Annotated in this window: 1 protein-coding gene; it reads left to right on the forward strand. The window is 72.5% G+C overall.

Annotation, left to right across the window (positions count from 1 at the left end):
• Positions 1-24 precede the first annotated feature (24 nt).
• A complete protein-coding gene (locus OHT57_RS41505) occupies positions 25-18,756 on the forward strand; it encodes a non-ribosomal peptide synthetase (protein ID WP_328752108.1) in 18,732 nt (6,243 codons plus the stop codon).
• The last annotated feature ends 40 nt before the right edge of the window (positions 18,757-18,796 follow it).

Genomic DNA, 18,796 nt, shown 5'->3' on the forward strand with positions numbered 1-18,796 from the left:
TACACCCAGGAGGCACGGTCGCCTGTGTCCGGTTTCGAAGTACGCGTGCCCGGTATCGACGGCGCGGAAGGCGCACACGCGGCCTTCTGGCTGCGTCGCCTCGCTCCGCTCCCGCAGGAGACCGCTCTCCCGGTCGATTTCCCGTACCCGCTGCGCGCCACCGGTGATCGGCACACCCTTCGCCGCCCGCTGACCACAACCGCCAGTGAATCGATTCTCCTGTCTGCGTACGCGGCCGTCCTGCACCGCTACAGCGGTGCCCGGGACATCACCCTCGGGTACGCCGGACTGCCGCTGAGGATCGCCGTCGACGGCGACGCGCCCTTCACGGACCTGGTGCGGCGGGTGTCCGAGGCGCGTGAGGAGGCCGAGGCCCACCGGGTCGAACCCGACACGCTCGTCGACCTGTTGCGCCCCGACCCCACCCGGGGCGGCGGCATGCTCTTCAACACCGCGTTCGGCGACGTGCCGACCGGCGGGGACCTGCTCGACCTCGTGCTCGCGGTCCACGCCGGTGAGCTGCGGGTGACCTACCGCGACGACCTCTTCGAGGCCGCGACCGCCGAGCGCGTCGCCGACCACTACTCGACCCTGCTCGCCGACGCCCTCGCCCACCCGCACACCCCCGTCGGCGAGTTGGCGCTGCTCGACGCCGAGGAGCACGGCCGCGTCCTGCGCGACTGGAACGACACCGACCACGACATCCCGCTGCGCACCTGGCCGGAGATGTTCGCCGACCAGGTACGGCAGCGCCCGGACGAGATCGCGCTGGTCTTCGAGGACACCCGGCTCACCTACGCCGAACTGGACGACCGCGCGGGCCGCCTGGCCGCCGCCCTGATCGCCCGGGGCGCCGGACCCGAGCGCGTGGTCGCCCTCGCGGTGCCCCGCTCGGCGGAGCTGATCGTCGCCGAGGTCGCGGTGCTGAAGTCGGGAGCCGCCTACCTCCCGGTCGACACCGACTACCCGGCCGACCGCATCTCGTACATGCTCGCCGACGCCACCCCCGTCTGCCTGGTCACCACCGCCGAGGTCACCGACGACATCCCGGCGAACGACGGCACCCAGGTCCTGGTCCTCGACGCGCCCGACACCGTACGGGAGTTGGCGGAGCACCGGCCCGCCGACTCCGACCCGGCCTCACTGTCGATCGCCAACGCCGCCTACGTCATCTACACCTCCGGCTCCACCGGCCGCCCCAAGGGCGTGGTCCTCACCCACGCGGGCGTCGCCAAGCTGGTCGCCACACAGAGCGAGCGGTTCGGGATCGGCCCGCACAGCCGGGTGCTCCAGTTCGCCTCGCCCAGCTTCGACGTGGCCTTCTGGGACCTGTGCCTCGGTCTGCTCTCCGGCGGCCGGCTCGTTGTCGTACCGTCCGAACGCCGGGTGCCCGGCCGCGCGTTGGCCGACTACGCCCACGCCAACGGCATCACGTTCATGATCCTGCCGCCCGCCCTGCTGGCCGCGATGCCCGAGGACGTCGAACTCCCGCCCGCCACGCTGCTCGCGGGCACCGAGCGCGTCTCGCCCGAGCTGGTCGGACGGTACGCCCGCGGCAGGATGATGTTCAACGCGTACGGCCCCACCGAGGCCACCACCAACTCCACCCTCGGCCTGTGCGACCCGGACATCCCGGCCGGTTCCGTCGTCCCCATCGGCATCCCGGACCCGGGCACGCGCGCGTACGTCCTCGACGGCCGCCTGGGGCCCGTCCCCGCCGGTGTCCCCGGCGAGCTGTACCTCGGCGGCGCCGGGCTCGCCCGTGGCTACCTCGGGCGGCCCGACCTGACCGCCGAGCGGTTCGTCGCCGATCCGTTCGGCGCACCGGGCGAACGCCTTTACCGCACCGGTGACCTGGTCCGTTGGCAGGCCGACGGCCGACTGGTCTTCCTGGGCCGCGCCGACTCCCAGGTCAAGATCCGCGGCTTCCGTATCGAGCCCGGCGAGATCGAGTCCGTGCTCCGCGCCCACCCGGCGGTCGACCAGGCAGCGGTCGTCGTACGCGAGGACCGCCCCGGCGACCGCCGCCTCGCCGCGTACGTCGTGCCCGCGCTGGACAGCGACGCGGCCGGCCATGACAGAGCCGACCAGGTCCAGGAGTGGAAGGACCTGCACGAACTGCTGTACTCCGCCGCCGGATCGGAGGGCGGCACGGACGACCCGGCAACGCTCCGCGAGAACTTCGCGGGCTGGAACAGCATGTACGACGGGCTGCCCATCCCCGTCGAGGAGATGCGCGAGTGGCGCGCGGCGACCGTCGCCCGCATCACGGACCTCGCGCCCCGCCGCGTGCTGGAGATCGGCGTCGGCAGCGGTCTGATCCTCGCCCGCATCGCGCCCGACTGCGACGAGTACTGGGGCACCGACCTCTCCGAGGAGGCCGTAGGCGCCCTGCGCACCCAGATCCACGCGGTCCCCGAACTCGCCGACCGGGTACGGCTGTCCGCGCGGCCCGCGCACGACGTGAGCGGACTTCCGGCCGCCCACTTCGACACCGTCGTCATCAACTCCGTCGCCCAGTACTTCCCGAACGCCGACTACCTCACCGACGTCGTCCGCGCGGTCGGCACCCTCCTGGCCCCCGGCGGACGGCTGTTCATCGGAGACGTCCGCAACGCGCGACTCCTGCGCTGCCTGCGCGCGGCCGTGGAGAGCCGTCGCACCGACGACACGGACGACAAGCAGGCCCTGTCGGCAGCCGTCGAGCGCTCGGTGGCCTGGGAGGGCGAACTCCTCCTGGACCCCGACTACTTCGCGGCGCTCGACGGCTTCGACGCCGAGATCCACGTCAAACGCGGCGCCCACCACAACGAACTGACCCGGTACCGCTACGACGTGATGCTCAGCAAGCAGACGGCCGTCCCGGAGCCGGCCGACGGTACGGAGATCGTCTGGAGCGGGCCCGAGGCACTCGAAGCCCTCCTGGCCGAAGGACCCGCACTGCTCCGCGTCACCGGCGTGCCCAACGCCCGCCTCGCCGAGGACCTGGCCGCACTGTCCGCCCTGGACGACAGCAGCCGTACGGCGGACGCCCCGGACCCCGAGGTCTTCCACGCTCTCGGCGCCCGCCACGGCCTGCGCACCGCCGTCACCTGGAACGGCAGGGCCGACGACGGCAGCCTCGACATCGTGTTCGCCCTCGGCGACACCCCGCTCACCGGTCTCTACCGCCCTTCCGGCACGGCCCCGCACGCCAACCGTCCGGCACCCTTCCGGGACATCAACGCCCTGATGAGGGGCCTGCGTTCGTACGCCGCCGATCGGCTCCCCGAATACATGGTCCCCGCGGCTGTCGTCCCCCTCGACCGGCTCCCGGTCACCCCGAGCGGCAAGCTCGACGGCGCCGCACTCCCGACCCCCGACTACGGCGCTCTCAGCGCGGGACGCCCGCCCCGCGACGCCCGCGAGGAACTCCTGTGCGCCGCCTACGCCGAGGTGCTGGGCCTGCGCTCGGCCACCATCGACGACGACTTCTTCGCCCTCGGCGGCGACAGCATCACCGCCATCCAGCTCCTCGTCCACGCCCGCCGGGCCGGTCTGCGCCTCAGCTCCCGGGACGTCTTCAAGCACCGCACGGTCGTCGCACTCGCCGCCGCGGCGGGCGAGGTCGTCCGGGAGGACGCCCGATCGGACACCCCCCTCGTCGTCCTCGACGCGGTCGAACTCGCCGACATCCAGGGCGAGTTCCCGCTCACCGTCGAGGAGGCACTGCCGCTGAGCCCCCTCCAGGCGGGCTTCTGGTTCCACTCCCTCGTCGACGGAGCCGACCTCGACGCGTACGTCGTCCAGCAGGCCCTCGACCTGACCGGACCTGTCGACGGCGAAGCCCTGCGGCTGGCAGCCCAGCGAGTCCTGGACCGGCACGCCCCGCTGCGCGCCTGCTTCCGCCGCCGCCCGGACGGACAGCCCGTGCAGCTCGTCGCCGGGAACCTGGAACTGCCCTGGCGGGACGTGGACCTGACCGTCCACGCCGGCCCCGCCCGCGCCCCGCTGGCCGACGCGGTCGCCGCCGCCGAGCGCGCCCACCGCTTCGACCTCGCCAACCCGCCCCTCATGCGCTGCGCGCTGATCCGGCTCGACGAACACCGCAGCCGACTGCTTCTGACGTTCCATCACATCGTGGCCGACGGCTGGTCGTTGCCCGTCCTGCACCGCGAACTGATGGCCTCCTACGGAGACACCCCGGCCGCGCTGCCCGAGCCCGCGCCCTACAGTGCCTACCTGCGCCGACTGGCCGGAGCCGACCGCGAGGCCGCCCGCTCGGCCTGGCGTACGGCTCTCGCGGGGATCGAGGAACCCACCCGGCTCGTCGAGACCCCCGCCGACGGAACGCCCGTCGAGCCCGCGCAGATCCGCCTCGAACTGTCCGAGCAGGTCACCGCCCGGCTGGCCGCGCGGGCCCGGGAGCACGGCGTGACCCTGGGCACGGTCGTCCAAGGGGCCTGGGGGCTGCTCATCGGGCGGCTCACGGCACGCAAGGACGTCGTGTTCGGCACGACCGTCTCCGGCCGTGACGCCGAGGTCGAGGGCATCGAGTCGATGATCGGCCTGTTCATCAACACCCTCCCGACACGCTTGCGTTGGGAGCCCTCCGACACGCTCGCCGGTCTCCTCGGCCGGCTCCAGGACGAGCAGGCCCAACTGCTGGACCACCAGCACCTCGGCCTCGCCGAACTCCAGCGCGTCGCGGGCCTCGCGGGCGCCGGCGAGCTCTTCGACACTCTCGTCGTCCTTGAGAACTACCCGGCCGCGACCGACCTCGCCGACCCGACCGGCACCCTCCGTCTGACGGGCCACGAGTTCCACGACGCCGTCCACTATCCGCTCGCCCTGATCGTCAAGCCCGGCCGACGCCTCGACCTGCGGCTCAAGCACCACACCCAGCGGCTCGACGCCGACGCCGTACGCCGGATCGCGGACCGCCTCTCCCGCATCCTGCACGCCCTCGCCGCGGACCCGGGGCAGTCGGTCGCCGACGTGGACCTGCTGTCCACCGAGGAGCTCCTGGCCGCCCACCCGGCCGGCGAACACCGGGACATCCCCGCCACGACCCTCGCGGCGACCATCGAGGCCCAGGTGGCCCGCACCCCGGACGCGGCCGCCGTCGTGTACGAGGGCGAGACGCTCACCTACCGCGAACTGGATGTCAGGGCTGGGGTACTGGCTCGCAGGCTGACTGCTCGTGGCGTGGGCCCCGGCACGGTCGTCGCCGTCGCCGTGCCGCGCTCGGCCGAGTTGATGGTCGCGCTGCTCGGTGTCCTCAAGTCGGGCGCCGCCTATCTCCCGGTGGACGTGGACTACCCGGCCGACCGGGTGGCCCACATGCTCGCCGACTCCGGTGCCACCACCGTCGTCACCACCTCGGCGACCGCTCCCCACCTCCCGCCGGGGCATGCCCTTCTGCTGCTCGGCACCCCCGCCGAGGAGGCCGGCCCCGAGCCGCTGCCCGCCCACCCCGACGACGCGGCCTACCTGATCTACACCTCCGGCTCCACCGGCCGCCCCAAGGGTGTCGTCGTCACCCACCGGGCCATCGTCAACCGGCTGGCCTGGATGCAGGGCACCTACGAACTGACCGCAGCCGACCGGGTGTTGCAGAAGACTCCGGCCGGCTTCGACGTCAGCGTCTGGGAGTTCTTCTGGGCGCTGTGCGAGGGCGCCGCCGTGGTCCTCGCCCGCCCGGACGGACACCGCGACCCCGCCTACCTCGCCGGGCTGATCCGCGAACAGGGCATCACCGCCATGCACTTCGTGCCGTCGATGCTGGAGGCATTCCTCCGGTCCGACGAGATCACCGCCGACCCGGCCTGGGCCGCCTCCCTGCGCAACGTCTTCAGCAGCGGTGAGGCCCTGCCCGGCGCCGCCGCCGCCCACTGGCGCGAGCTGACCGGCGTACCGCTGCACAACCTGTACGGCCCCACCGAGGCGGCCGTGGACGTCACCCACCACTCCTTCGACGGCACACCCGGCACCACCGTGCCCATCGGACGGCCGGTGTGGAACACGGGCCTGCGGGTCCTGGATTCCTGCCTGCGTCCGGCGCCCGAAGGGGTCCCCGGCGAGCTGTACCTGACGGGCGTTCAGCTGGCGCGCGGCTATCACGCCCGGCCGGAGCTGACCGCCGAGCGGTTCGTCGCCGACCCGTACGGCGAGCCCGGCGCCCGGATGTACCGGACCGGTGACCTCGTGCGCCGCCGCGGGGACGGGGTGATCGAGTACCTCGGCCGCACCGACCGCCAGGTCAAGATTCGCGGCAACAGGATCGAACTCGGCGAGATCGAGGCCGCGTTGACCCGTCAGCCGACGGTCGCCCAGTCCGCCGTCACCGTGGGCGACGGTCAGCTGATCGCGTACGTCGTGCCCGCACGCGACGCCGAGGTGCCGCCGCCCGCCGCACTGCAGGCCGCGCTCGGCGAGGAACTCCCCGCCGCCGTCGTCCCGGCCGCCTACGTCGTCCTCGACGCTCTCCCGCTCACCCCGAGCGGCAAGCTCGACCGGGCCGCGCTGCCCGCCCCGCAGACGGTACGGGCCGAGACGCGCGCCCCGCGCAACGAGCGGGAGCACGCCCTCACCGGGATCTTCGCCGCCGTACTGAAACTCGACGAGGTCGGTATCGACGACGACTTCTTCATGCTCGGCGGCGACAGCATCACCTCCATCGGCGTCTCCAGCCGAGCCCGCCGGGCGGGCCTGGACCTCGGCCCGCGTGACGTCTTCGAGCACCGCACCCCGGCCGCCCTCGCCGCAGCGGCGGCGCCCGTGGCCGAAGTGGCCGCTCTGCGCTCCTCGTTCGCCCTCACGCCCGAGGAGACCGAGCGAGTCCACCGGCTCAGTCCCGACCCCGTCGAGGACATCTGGCCGCTGGCCCCTCTCCAGGAAGGCCTGTTCTTCCACTCCACGTACGACGACAGCGCCCTGGACGTCTACACCGTCCACGAGTCCTTCGACCTCGCCGAACCCCTCGACACCGGCCGACTCCGCACCGCCGTACGGGTGTTGCTGTCCCGCAACCCCAGCCTGCGCGCCGGGTTCACCAGCGAGGGCCTGCGCCAGCCGGTGCAGTTCATCGTGCGCGACCCCGAGATTCCCCTCGAAGAGGTCGACCTCTCCGGACTTCCGGCGGACGAACAGGACGTACGGCTGCGGGAGTTGACCGAAGTCGAGCGCTCCCGGCGCTTCGACCTCACCCGGCCGCTGCTCTTCCGTATGCTCCTCGTCCGCCTCGGCGCGGACCGGGGCGACCGGCTGGTCGTCGGACGTCATCTGCTCCTGTGGGACGGCTGGTCCGCCTGGACCTTCCTCGACCAGCTCTTCGCCCTGTACGAGAACGGCGGCGACGCGAGCACCCTGCCCGCGCCCGGCAACTACCGTGACTACCTGACCTGGCTGGAGGTCCAGGACGCGGCCGTCGCCACCGGCGCCTGGCGGCGCGCCCTCGCCGGACTCGACGAACCCACACTGCTCGCCGCCGCCGACCAGGGCCTGGAACCGGACATCCCGGAAAGCCTCGACGTCCTCGTCCCGGACGAGGTCGGCGAGCGGCTGCGCGCCATCGGGCGGCGCCACGGGCTGACGCTCAACACCGTGCTCAACGCCGCCTGGGGACTCACCCTGGCCAGCGCGACCGGCCGCACCGACGTCGTCTTCGGCACGACCGTCGCCGGCCGGCCCAGCGAGGTGCCGGACATCGAGAACGTCATCGGCATGTTCCTCAACACCGTCCCCGCGCGCATCGCCTACGACCCGGCCGAGCCGGTGCTCGGACTGCTGCGCCGCGTCCAGGACGAGCGGCTCGCCGTCATGCCGTACGAGTATCTGGGTCTGGGTGTGCTGCAGGCCGAGACCGGGCACCGGCGGTTGTTCGACACGCTGTTCGTGCTGCGCAACAACGACACCGAGGAGCGGCTCGCGGAGCTGAGCGACCGGCACGGCGCCACGGCCGTCGCCAACGTCGACGCGACCCACTACCCGGTCAACCTCGTCGTCACCCCGGGCCGCTCCATCCAGGTCACCCTGACCCACCGGGCCGACGTCATCGCCCGCCCCCGGGCCCAGGACCTGCTCGACCGCTTCACCCTCCTCCTGGACCGCCTCACCCAGGACCTCGACGCCCCGGTCGGTGGCCTCGACCCGCTCCTCCCCGCCGAGCACGCCCAGTTGGCGGTCGAGCGGGCCGCAGGACGGGTCCCGGATCCCACGGAGACCATCGCCGACCTGCTGGCCGGCCAGGCCGCAGCCACCCCCGACGCCACGGCCGTCGTCTTCGGCGACCGCACCCTCACCTACGCCGAACTCGACACCCGCATCAACCGGATGGCCCGGCTGCTCATCGCGCGGGGCGCCGCCCCCGAACGGGTCGTCGCCCTCGGCCTGCCCCGCTCCCTCGACATGGTCGTCGCCCTGTTCGCCGTACTGCGCACGGGCGCCGCCTATCTGCCACTGGAGCTGGACTACCCGGACGACCGGCTCGCCGCGATGCTCGACGACGCCCGTCCGACGATGCTGCTGTCCACGGCCGCCGTGTCGGCGCGACTGGTGGGCGACACACCCCGCGTGCTGCTCGACGACCCGGAGATCGCCGCCGAACTCGACGCGCTACCGGGCGACTCGGTCTCCGTCGCCTTCGGCCTGGAACACCCGGCGTACGTCATCTACACCTCCGGTTCCACCGGCCGTCCCAAGGGCGTCGTCACGCCGTACCGGGGCCTCACCAACATGCAGCTCAACCACCAGAAGGAGATCTTCGAACCGGCCATCGCGTCGGCGGGCGGACGCAGACTGCGCATCGCGCACACCGTGTCCTTTGCCTTCGACATGTCGTGGGAGGAACTGCTGTGGCTGGTCGAGGGGCATGAAGTCCACATCTGTGACGAGGAGTTGCGGCGCGACGCCGAAGCCCTCGTCGCCTACTGTGAGCGCCATCGCGTGGACGTCGTCAACGTGACCCCGACCTACGCCCATCTCCTCATCGAGGAAGGCCTGTTGGAGGGCCACCGCCCGCCGCTGGTCCTCCTCGGCGGTGAGGCCGTGTCGGAGACGGTGTGGAACCGGCTCCGCGACACCGAGGGCACGTACGGCTACAACCTCTACGGGCCGACCGAGTACACCATCAACACCCTGGGCGGCGGCACGCTCGACAGTGCCACGCCGACCGTCGGCCGCCCGATCCGTGGCACCCGCGCCCACATCCTGGACGCCTGGCTGCGCCCGGTCCCCGAAGGCGTGCCGGGCGAGCTGTACATCGCCGGTATCGGTCTGGCGCGCGGCTACCTCAACCGGCCGTCCCTCAGCGCCGAGCGGTTCGTCGCCGACCCCTTCGGCGAGCCCGGCGAGCGCATGTACCGCACGGGTGACCTGGTCCGACGCAACCCCGACGGCAACCTCGACTTCCTCGGCCGCACCGACGACCAGGTCAAGATCCGCGGCTACCGTGTCGAGCTCGGCGAGATCGAGACCGCCCTCGCCCAGCACGACCGGGTCGCCCACGCCGCCGTCATCGTCCGCGACGAGCGCCTCGTCGGATACGTCGTACCCGCCCAACTGGCGGAAGGCGACCGGGACTCCGCCGAGCGCGACCAGGTCGGCGAATGGCAGGAGATCTACTCGGACGAGTACGAGGAGATCAGCACCGCCGTCTTCACCGAGGAGTACGCCGGCTGGGACTCCTCCTACGACGGCCTGCCCATCCCCTTCGATCACATGCGGGAGTGGCGCGAGGCCACCGTGGAGCGCATCCGCTCCCTGAAGCCCCGCAGGATCCTGGAGATCGGCGTCGGCTCCGGCCTGCTCCTGTCCAGGCTCGCCCCGGACGCGGAGGCCTACTGGGCCACCGACTTCGCCGCCCCCGTCATCCGCAAGATCGGGCAGGAGCTGCTCCAGGAACCGGAGTTGGCGTCCAGGGTCACCCTCCGCGCCCAGCCCGCCGACGATTTCACCGGCCTGCCCGGCGACGGCTGGTTCGACACCATCGTCATCAACTCCGTCATCCAGTACTTCCCCAGCATCGACTACCTGACCTCGGTGATCCGGGGCGCGATGGAGCTGCTGGCCCCCGGCGGAGCGCTGTTCGTCGGCGACATCCGCAACCTGCGGCTCGCCCGCACCTTCCAGACCGAGATCCAGGAAGCGAAGGGCGCCAGTGGCGACGCGCTGGGCCGGGCCGTCGAACGCGGCCTGCGCCTGGAGAAGGAACTCCTCGTCGACCCCGACTACTTCACCACCCTCGGCTACGGCGTCGACCTGCGCACCAAGCAGGCCCGCCGCCACAACGAACTCACCCGCTACCGCTACGACGCCGTCCTGTACGCCGACGAGCCGGACCTGCGGCTGACGGATGTGCCGAGCACCCCCTTCGAGGCAACCCAACTCGGCGCCGAAGGTGCTGACTTGACGGGTCTGCTCACCGTTGTGCCCCTGCGCCTCACCGGCATCCCCGACGCCCGTATCGGCACCGCAGGGGGAGTGGACCCAGAGGCGCTGCGCGACCTCGCCGCCGGGCTCGGGTACCACGTCCTGACCACCTGGTCCGGGCAACCCGGCACGTACGACGCAGTGTTCGTCACCGGCGAGGTACCGTCGCTCACCGCCGGGCTCTATCTCCCCGGCGGCGGAGCGGCCCCGTACGCCAACTCCCCGACGGCCGCCCGCGACGCCAACAGCCTGATCCGACAGCTCCGCGAGGACCTCAAGCAGCGGCTGCCCGAGTACATGGTCCCGGCCGCGTTCGTCACCCTCGACCGGCTGCCCATGAACGACAACGGCAAGCTGGACGTGCGCGCCCTGCCTGACGCCGAACCGGCCGTCGCCCTCGGCAGCGGACGCGGTCCCCGCAATCCGCAGGAAGAGGTGCTCGGCCGGCTCTTCGCCGAGGTGCTCGGACTGCCCGAAGTCGGCGCCGAGGACAGCTTCTTCGACCTCGGCGGCCACTCCCTCCTCGCCACCCGCCTCATCAGCCGGGCCCGCACCGAACTGGGCGCCGAACTGGCCATCCGGGACCTCTTCGAGGCGCCCACGCCCGAACTCCTCGCGGCCCGCGCCGACACCTCACGCCCGGCGCGCCCGGCCGTCACCCCTGTCGCCCGGCCCGAGTGCATCCCCCTCTCGGCCGCCCAGCGCCGTCTGTGGCTGGTGGAGCGGATCACCGGCAGCGGGGTCGCCTACAACTTCCCGCTGGTCTTCCGCCTCCGCGGCGACCTGGACCTCGACGCACTCCGGGCGGCCGTACGGGACGTCGCCGGACGCCATGAGGCCCTTCGGACCGTGTTCCCCGAGCAGGGCGGCGAGCCGTACCAGCTCATCGTCCCCGCGGCCGAGGCCGACCCCGAGTTCACCGTGACGGACTGCGCCGACGGAGACCTGGGCGGGCTGATCGAGTCGGCCCAGCGCCGCCCCTTCGACCTCACCGGCGAACTTCCCCTGCGCTGCCAGGTGTTGAGAGTCGGTCCGGCCGACCACGTGGTGGCCGTCGTGCTCCACCACATCACCACCGACGAGTGGTCCGACCGCCCCTTCCTGGCCGACCTGACGACCGCCTACCGGACCCGGCGCACGGGCCACGCCCCCGAGTGGGCGCCGCTGCCCGTCCAGTACGCCGACTACACCCTCTGGCAGGACGAACTGCTCGGCCAGGTCGGCGAGGCCCAGCTCGGCCACTGGACCGCCACCCTGCGCGACCTCCCCGAGGAACTGCAGCTGCCCCTCGACCGGCCCCGCCCCGCCGAGCCCACCGGCCGCAGCGGCAAGGTCCGCCTCGAACTGCCCGCCGCCACCGGGCGGGCCCTGCGCGATCTCTCCGGCACCACCGGCACCAGCATGTTCATGCTGTTCCAGGCCGCCACGGCCGCACTGCTGCACCGCCTCGGCGCCGGGGACGACATCCCCCTCGGGGCGCCCATCGCGGGCCGCACGGACGACGCGCTCGACGACCTGGTCGGCTTCTTCGTCAACACACTCGTGCTGCGGACGGACGTGTCCGGAGACGACCTGACGTTCTGTCAACTGATCGCTCGGGTAAGGGAGTCGTCCCTGGCCGCGTTCGAGCACCAGGACCTGCCCTTCGACCGGGTCGTGGAGGCCGTCAACCCGTCCCGGGTGCCCGGCCGCAACCCGCTCTTCCAGGTCATGCTGGGCTACCACCACCGACCCGACGGCGACCCCGATGTCCTCGGTATGCACACCGAGTGGTTCGACATGGACACCGGCATGGCCAAGTTCGACCTCCACTTCACCTTCGTCGACGAGTCGGACCGACTGACCCTGCTCCTGGAGTACGCGGCCGACCTCTGCGACGAGGCGACGGCCACCCGGACGGCGGGACGCCTGGTGCGGCTGCTGGACCAGGTGGCGTCCGGTCCCGACGTGCCGGTGCGGGACCTGGATGTGCTGGAGGAGTCCGAGCGGCGGGCCGTCCTCGGCTGGAACGACACCGCGCAGGAGGTGGCGTCCACGAGCCTTCCCGAGCTGTTCCGGGCCCAGGTGGCCCGTACCCCGGACGCGTTGGCGCTGGTGGACGGCGAACAGCGGCTGACGTACGCCGAGCTGGACTCCCGGGTGGAGCGGACGGCCCGGGTGCTGGCCGGACTCGGTGTGGGCCCGGAGAAGACGGTCGCCGTGGCGCTGCCTCGCTCGGCGGACCTGGTGGTCGCGCTGCTGGCGGTGCACCGGGCGGGCGGCGCCTATCTGCCGCTGGATGCCGACTATCCGCAGGAGCGACTGGCGTTCATGCTGGCCGACGCCCGCCCGGTGACCGTGATCAGGGACACGCTCCCGGAGGGCCCGCCGGACGGTGAACTCCCGCAGGAATACGACCCGTCGAGTCCCGCGTACGTCATCTACACCTCCGGTTCGACGGGCACCCCGAAGGGTGTCGTCGTCCCGCACGCGGGCATCGCGAACCGTCTGCTGTGGATGCAGGGGGAGTACGGCCTGAGTGCCGAGGACCGTGTCCTGCAGAAGACGCCGTCCAGCTTCGACGTGTCGGTGTGGGAGTTCTTCTGGCCGCTGATCACCGGTGCCGCCCTCGTGGTGGCGAAGCCGGAGGGCCACCGGGACCCCGCCTACCTCGCCGGGCTGATCGAGGAGCAGGGCGTCACGACCGTGCACTTCGTGCCGTCGATGCTCCAGATGTTCCTGGAGGAGCCGTCGGCGGCGGGCTGCCTGGGGCTGCGCCGGGTGCTGTGCAGCGGGGAGGCACTGCCCGACGAACTGGCCCAGCGGTTCCGTGCCGTGCTGCCGGCCGAACTGCACAACCTGTACGGCCCCACGGAGGCGTCGGTCGACGTCACCGCGGGCCAGGTGACGGAGCTGACCGACCGGGTGTCGATCGGCCGCCCGGTGTGGAACACCCAGGTGTATGTGCTCGACGCGGCGCTGCGACCGGTTCCGCCGGGCGTGGCGGGGGAGCTGTATCTGGCCGGTGACCAGCTCGCCCGTGGCTATCTGGGCCGCTCCGGTCTCACGGCGGAACGGTTCACGGCCAACCCCTTCGGGGCACCCGGTTCACGCATGTACCGGACCGGTGACCTGGGACGCTGGACGGCAGAGGGAACGCTCGCATACCTGGGCCGTACCGATGACCAGGTCAAGATCCGTGGCTTCCGCGTCGAACTCGGCGAGATCGAGTCCGTGCTCGCCCGCCACGACACCGTCGCCCACGTCAGCGTCGTCGCCCGCGACCAGCGGCTCGTCGCCTACGTCGTCCCCGCCGGCACCGCCACTGTCGACTCCGCCGGACTCCGCCGGCAGGCAGCCACCGCACTGCCCGAGCACATGGTTCCGGCGGCCTTCGTCGTCCTCGACGCGCTGCCCCTCACCCCCAGCGGCAAGCTCGACCGCCGCGCCCTGCCCGCCCCCGACTTCACCGCGACGACGGCCGGGACGGGCGAAGGGCTGCCGCGCACCCCACGCGAGGAGATTCTCCGCGGCCTCTTCGCGGACGTGCTGAACCTCGAACGCGTCGGCGTGGACGATGACTTCTTCGCCCTCGGCGGCCACTCGCTCCTCGCGATGCGACTGGCCGCCCGCATCCGGGCCGTACTCGCCACCGAGGTCTCACTGCGTTCGGTCTTCGAGGCGCCCACGGTCACCCGGCTCGCCGAGCGCCTGCGCGAAGGCAGTGAGGAAACCGGCGCCGGTCTGCCCGTTCTCGCTCCGGTGGAGCGCCCGGAGCGGCTGCCGCTCTCCTTCGCCCAGCAGCGCCTCTGGGTGCTCTACCGGGTGGAGGGCCCCAGCCCCACGTACAACATCCCGCTTGCCTGGCGGATCACCGGGCGGCTCGACACGGACGCGCTGCAACTCGCCGTCGACGACCTCGTGGCCCGGCACGAGCCGCTGCGTACCGTCTTCCCCGAGGAGGACGGGCGGGCGTACCAGCTGATCCTGGAGCCGGACCAGGCCAGGATCGAGGTGCGGACGGCCGCCGCCACCAGCGAGGAGGATCTCGCCGAACGCCTCGCGGAGGCCGCGTCGTACGGCTTCGAGCTCGACCGGGAGGCGCCGCTGCGCGCGCACCTCCTGAGCAACGGTGAGGACGAGCACGTCCTGCTGCTCCTGCTCCATCACATCGCGGGTGACGAGTGGTCCGACGGGCCGCTCACCCGGGACCTGACCGCCGCCTACGAGGCGCGTGCGGCGGGCCGGTCGCCCGAGACGGCGCCGCTGCCCGTCCAGTACGCCGACTACAGCCTCTGGCAGCGTGAGCTGCTCGGTGACGAGAACGACCCCAAGAGCGTGGCCTTCGGGCAACTGGCCTTCTGGAAGCGGACCTTGGACGGTCTGCCCGAGGAACTCGCGCTGCCCACCGACCGCCCGCGCCCGCTGGAGGCCAGCTACCGCGGTGGCGTGGTGGACATCGCTCTGGACGCCGAGCTGGCGTCCGGGCTGCGCGAGCTGGCCCGGTCGAGCCACGTCAGTATGTTCATGATCGTCCAGACGGCGGTGGCGGCACTGCTGACCCGGCTGGGCGCCGGCACGGACATCCCGCTCGGCAGCCCGATCGCCGGACGCACCGAGGAGGTGCTGGAGGACCTGGTCGGGTTCTTCCTCAACACCCTGGTGCTGCGCACCGACACCTCCGGCGACCCCGCGTTCCGCGAACTCCTCGCCCGGGTGCGGGAGACCGACCTGGCCGCCTTCGACCACCAGGACGTGCCGTTCGAGCGTGTGGTGGACGTCCTCAACCCCGCCCGCTCACTCTCCCGGCATCCCCTCTTCCAGGTCATGGTCGTGTACCTCGCCGCGGGCGTCGACGGTGGCGGCTTCGCGGGGCTCAAGTCGCGGCGGGAGGAAGTCGGCGCGGACGGCGCGAAGTTCGACCTCTCCTTCGACTTCGTGGAACGCGCGGGCGGAGCCGGCGTCGACGGTGTGCTGGAGTACAGCGCCGACCTCTTCGACCCGGCGACCGCCGAAGCGATCGCCGAGCGACTGATCCGCCTCCTGCGGGCGGTGGTCGTCGCCCCCGACATTCCGATCGGCCGGATCGACATCCTCGGTGCCGCCGAACGCCGCCGGATCCTGACCGAGTGGAACGCACGTCCGCTCCTCGCCGCGCCGACGACGGTGCCGGTCCTCTTCGAACGGCAGGCCGCACTGTCCCCGGACGCCCCCGCCGTGGCCTCCGACGGAACGGAGTCGACCTACGCGCAGCTCAACGCCGAGGCCAACCGCCTCGCCCGTCTCCTCGTCGCCCACGGCGCGGGCCCGGAGCGGCTCGTGGCGCTCGCCCTGCCCCGTACGGCCCGCACACTCCTGGCCATCCTCGCCGTGCAGAAGGCCGGTGCCGCCTATCTGCCGCTCGACCCGGACGCACCGGCCGGCCACCTCCGCGACACGCTCGACGACGCCCGACCGGTACTGACGCTCACCACACGGAACATCGCGTCACTGCTGCCCGTGTACGGCCCGCCCGTGCTGGAGCTGGACGCCCCGGCAACGGTCGGACTGCTCGCCGCCCAGGACGCGACCGACCTCCTCGACGGCGACCGCCTCGCCCCCCTCACCCCGCGCCACCCGGCGTACGTCATCTACACCTCCGGCTCCACCGGCCGGCCCAAGGGCGTGGTCATCACCCACGAGACCGTCGGCAACCTCTTCCACAGCCACCGCGAGACGCTCTACGCACCGGCGAAGGCCGCCACAGGCCGCAGTCACCTGCGGGCCGGACACGCCTGGGCGTTCTCCTTCGACGCCTCCTGGCAGCCCCAGCTGTGGCTGCTCGACGGGCACTGCGTGCACGTCGTGTCGGACGAGACACGCCGTGACCCGGAGCTGCTCGCGGCAGCCGTCGTCGAACACGGCTTTGACTTCCTGGAGGTCACGCCGTCGTTCTTCGCCCAGATGGCCGAGACGGGCCTCGTGCGTGCGGACGGGAGCTGCCCGCTGGCCGTCGTCGGCGTCGGTGGCGAGGCCGTCCCCGCCGCCCTGTGGGAGCGGCTCGGGCAGCTCGACGGCACCGAGGCCTTCAATCTGTACGGTCCCACCGAGTCCACCGTCGACGCCCTGGTGGCGCGGGTGCGCGACAGCGACCGGCCGCTCGTCGGCCGGCCCGTGGCGGGTACCCGGGCGTACGTCCTCGACGACCTGCTGCAGCCCCTGCCGCCCGGTGTGACAGGCGAGCTGTACCTGGCCGGCGGCGGCCTCGCCCGCGGCTATCTGGGCCGCCCCGCGCTGACCGCCGAACGGTTCGTCGCCGATCCCTTCGGCGATCCGGGCTCCCGGCTCTACCGGACCGGTGACCTCGCCCGATGGACCGCCGACGGATATCTGGACTACCTCGGCCGGGCCGACGACCAGGTCAAGATCCGCGGGTTCCGCATCGAACCAGGCGAGATCGAGGCCGTCCTCACGGCCGAACCGGACGTCGCCCAGGGTGTGGTGACGGTACGTCAGGAAGGTGCCCGGAAGCTGCTGGTGGCGTACGTGGTCCCCGCACCGGGCCAACTGCCCGACCCGGCGCGGCTGCGCGGCCAGGTTGGCCGTCACCTGCCCGACCACATGGTGCCGGCCGTCGTCGTCCTGCTGGAGCGGCTGCCCGAACTCGCCAACGGCAAGCTGGACCGATCCGCCCTGCCTGCCCCGGACTTCTCCGCCCTCTCCACCGGCCGGGCTCCCGGTTCCGCGCTGGAAGAGGCCCTGTGCGGTGTCTTCGCCGATGTGCTCGGACTGGACGAGCTCGGCGTCGACGACGACTTCTTCGCGCTCGGTGGCGACAGCATCATGGCGATGCAACTCGTCAGCAGGGCGCGGGCGGCGGGCGTACGGATCACTCCGCGACTCGTGCTGCGCCACCGCACGGTGGCCGGCCTCGCCGAGGTGGCGACCACCACCGGCTCCGCCACGGCCCGTCCCGCGGACGACGGCACCGGAACCGTCCCGCTCACGCCGGTCATGCACTGGCTGCGCGAACTGGGCGGCCCGTATCGGAGCTACCACCAGTCGGCCCTCGTACAGACGCCCGCCGCCCTGGACCGGCCGAAGCTCGCCGCCGTGCTTCTGGCGCTCGCCGACCGGCACGCCATGCTCCGCGCCACCCTCGTACGCACCGAAGCCGGTGACTGGACCCTTGAGGTGCCGGCGGCCGGATCGGTGGACACCGGGACGTGGATCGAGCGGGTCGACGTCGCCGGACTCGACGGCCAGGAGCTGCGGGCGGTCGTCGGGGACCGTGCCCACGCGACCCGCGCCGCACTGGACCCGGAGACGGGCGCCATGGTGCGGGCCGTGTGGTTCGACGCGGGCGACGAGCCCGGCAGGCTCCTCTTGATGGCCCACCACCTTGTCACCGACGGTGTGTCCTGGCGGATTCTGCTGCCCGACCTGGCGGCGGCCTGGACCGACGTCGAGGCCGGACGCCCGGCGCGACCCGCGTCCGTCGACACCTCGTTCCGCACCTGGTCGCGCAGGCTTCAAGAGCTGGCCCAGGACCCGGCCCGCGAGGCGGAACTGCCGTTCTGGACCGGCGTACTCGAAGGAGCCGCGCCCCTCCCGCTCGACAGCCCGCTGGACCCGGTCCGGGACACGGCCGGCACGGTTCGGCGACTGGAACTGCGGCTGCCCACCACGATCACCGGCCCGCTGCTGTCCACCGTGCCGTCAGCCTTCACCGCGACCGTCAACGACGTGCTGCTCACCGGCCTCGGCCTCGCCGTCGCCGACTGGCGGCGGCGCCACGGGGCCGGCGAGGGCGGTCCGACCTTGGTCGACCTCGAAAGCCACGGCCGCGACGAGGAGTTGGCGGGGGACGCCGATCTGTCCCGTACGGTCGGCTGGTTCACCAGCGTCTTCCCGGTCCTGCTCGATCCCGGACCCGTCGACCTGGACGCGGCCCTGGAGGGCGGGCCGGAGGTCGAGGAGGCGCTCGCCCGGGTGCGCGCCCACCTCGGTTCGCTGCCCGCGAACGGCGCCGGGTACGGCATGCTCCGCCACCTCAACCCCCGTACGGCCCCGGTCCTGGCGGACTTCGAGGCACCGCCGATCGAGTTCAACTACCTCGGCCGCTTCGACGTCCCCGAGACGACGGACTGGTCCTACGCCCCCGAGGAGGACGTCTCGGACATCGGCGCCGAGCCGGGGATGCGGGAGGGCCACGCCCTCGGCATCAACGTCGTCACCGAGGACCGCGCCGACGGGCCGGTGCTGGCCGCCCACTGGTCCTGGCCCGCCGCCGTTCTGTCCGAGGAGGCGGTCCGGGACCTGGCGGAGACCTGGTTCAGGGCGCTCAGGGCACTGGTCGCCCGCGCCGGGACCCCCGACCGACACTGACCGGCACCACCCGGCTCACCGACCCCGACACCCGTACCCC

Origin of the sequence: Streptomyces sp. NBC_00285, assembly GCF_036174265.1 — a bacterium.
Taxonomy (GTDB): Bacteria; Actinomycetota; Actinomycetes; order Streptomycetales; family Streptomycetaceae; genus Streptomyces.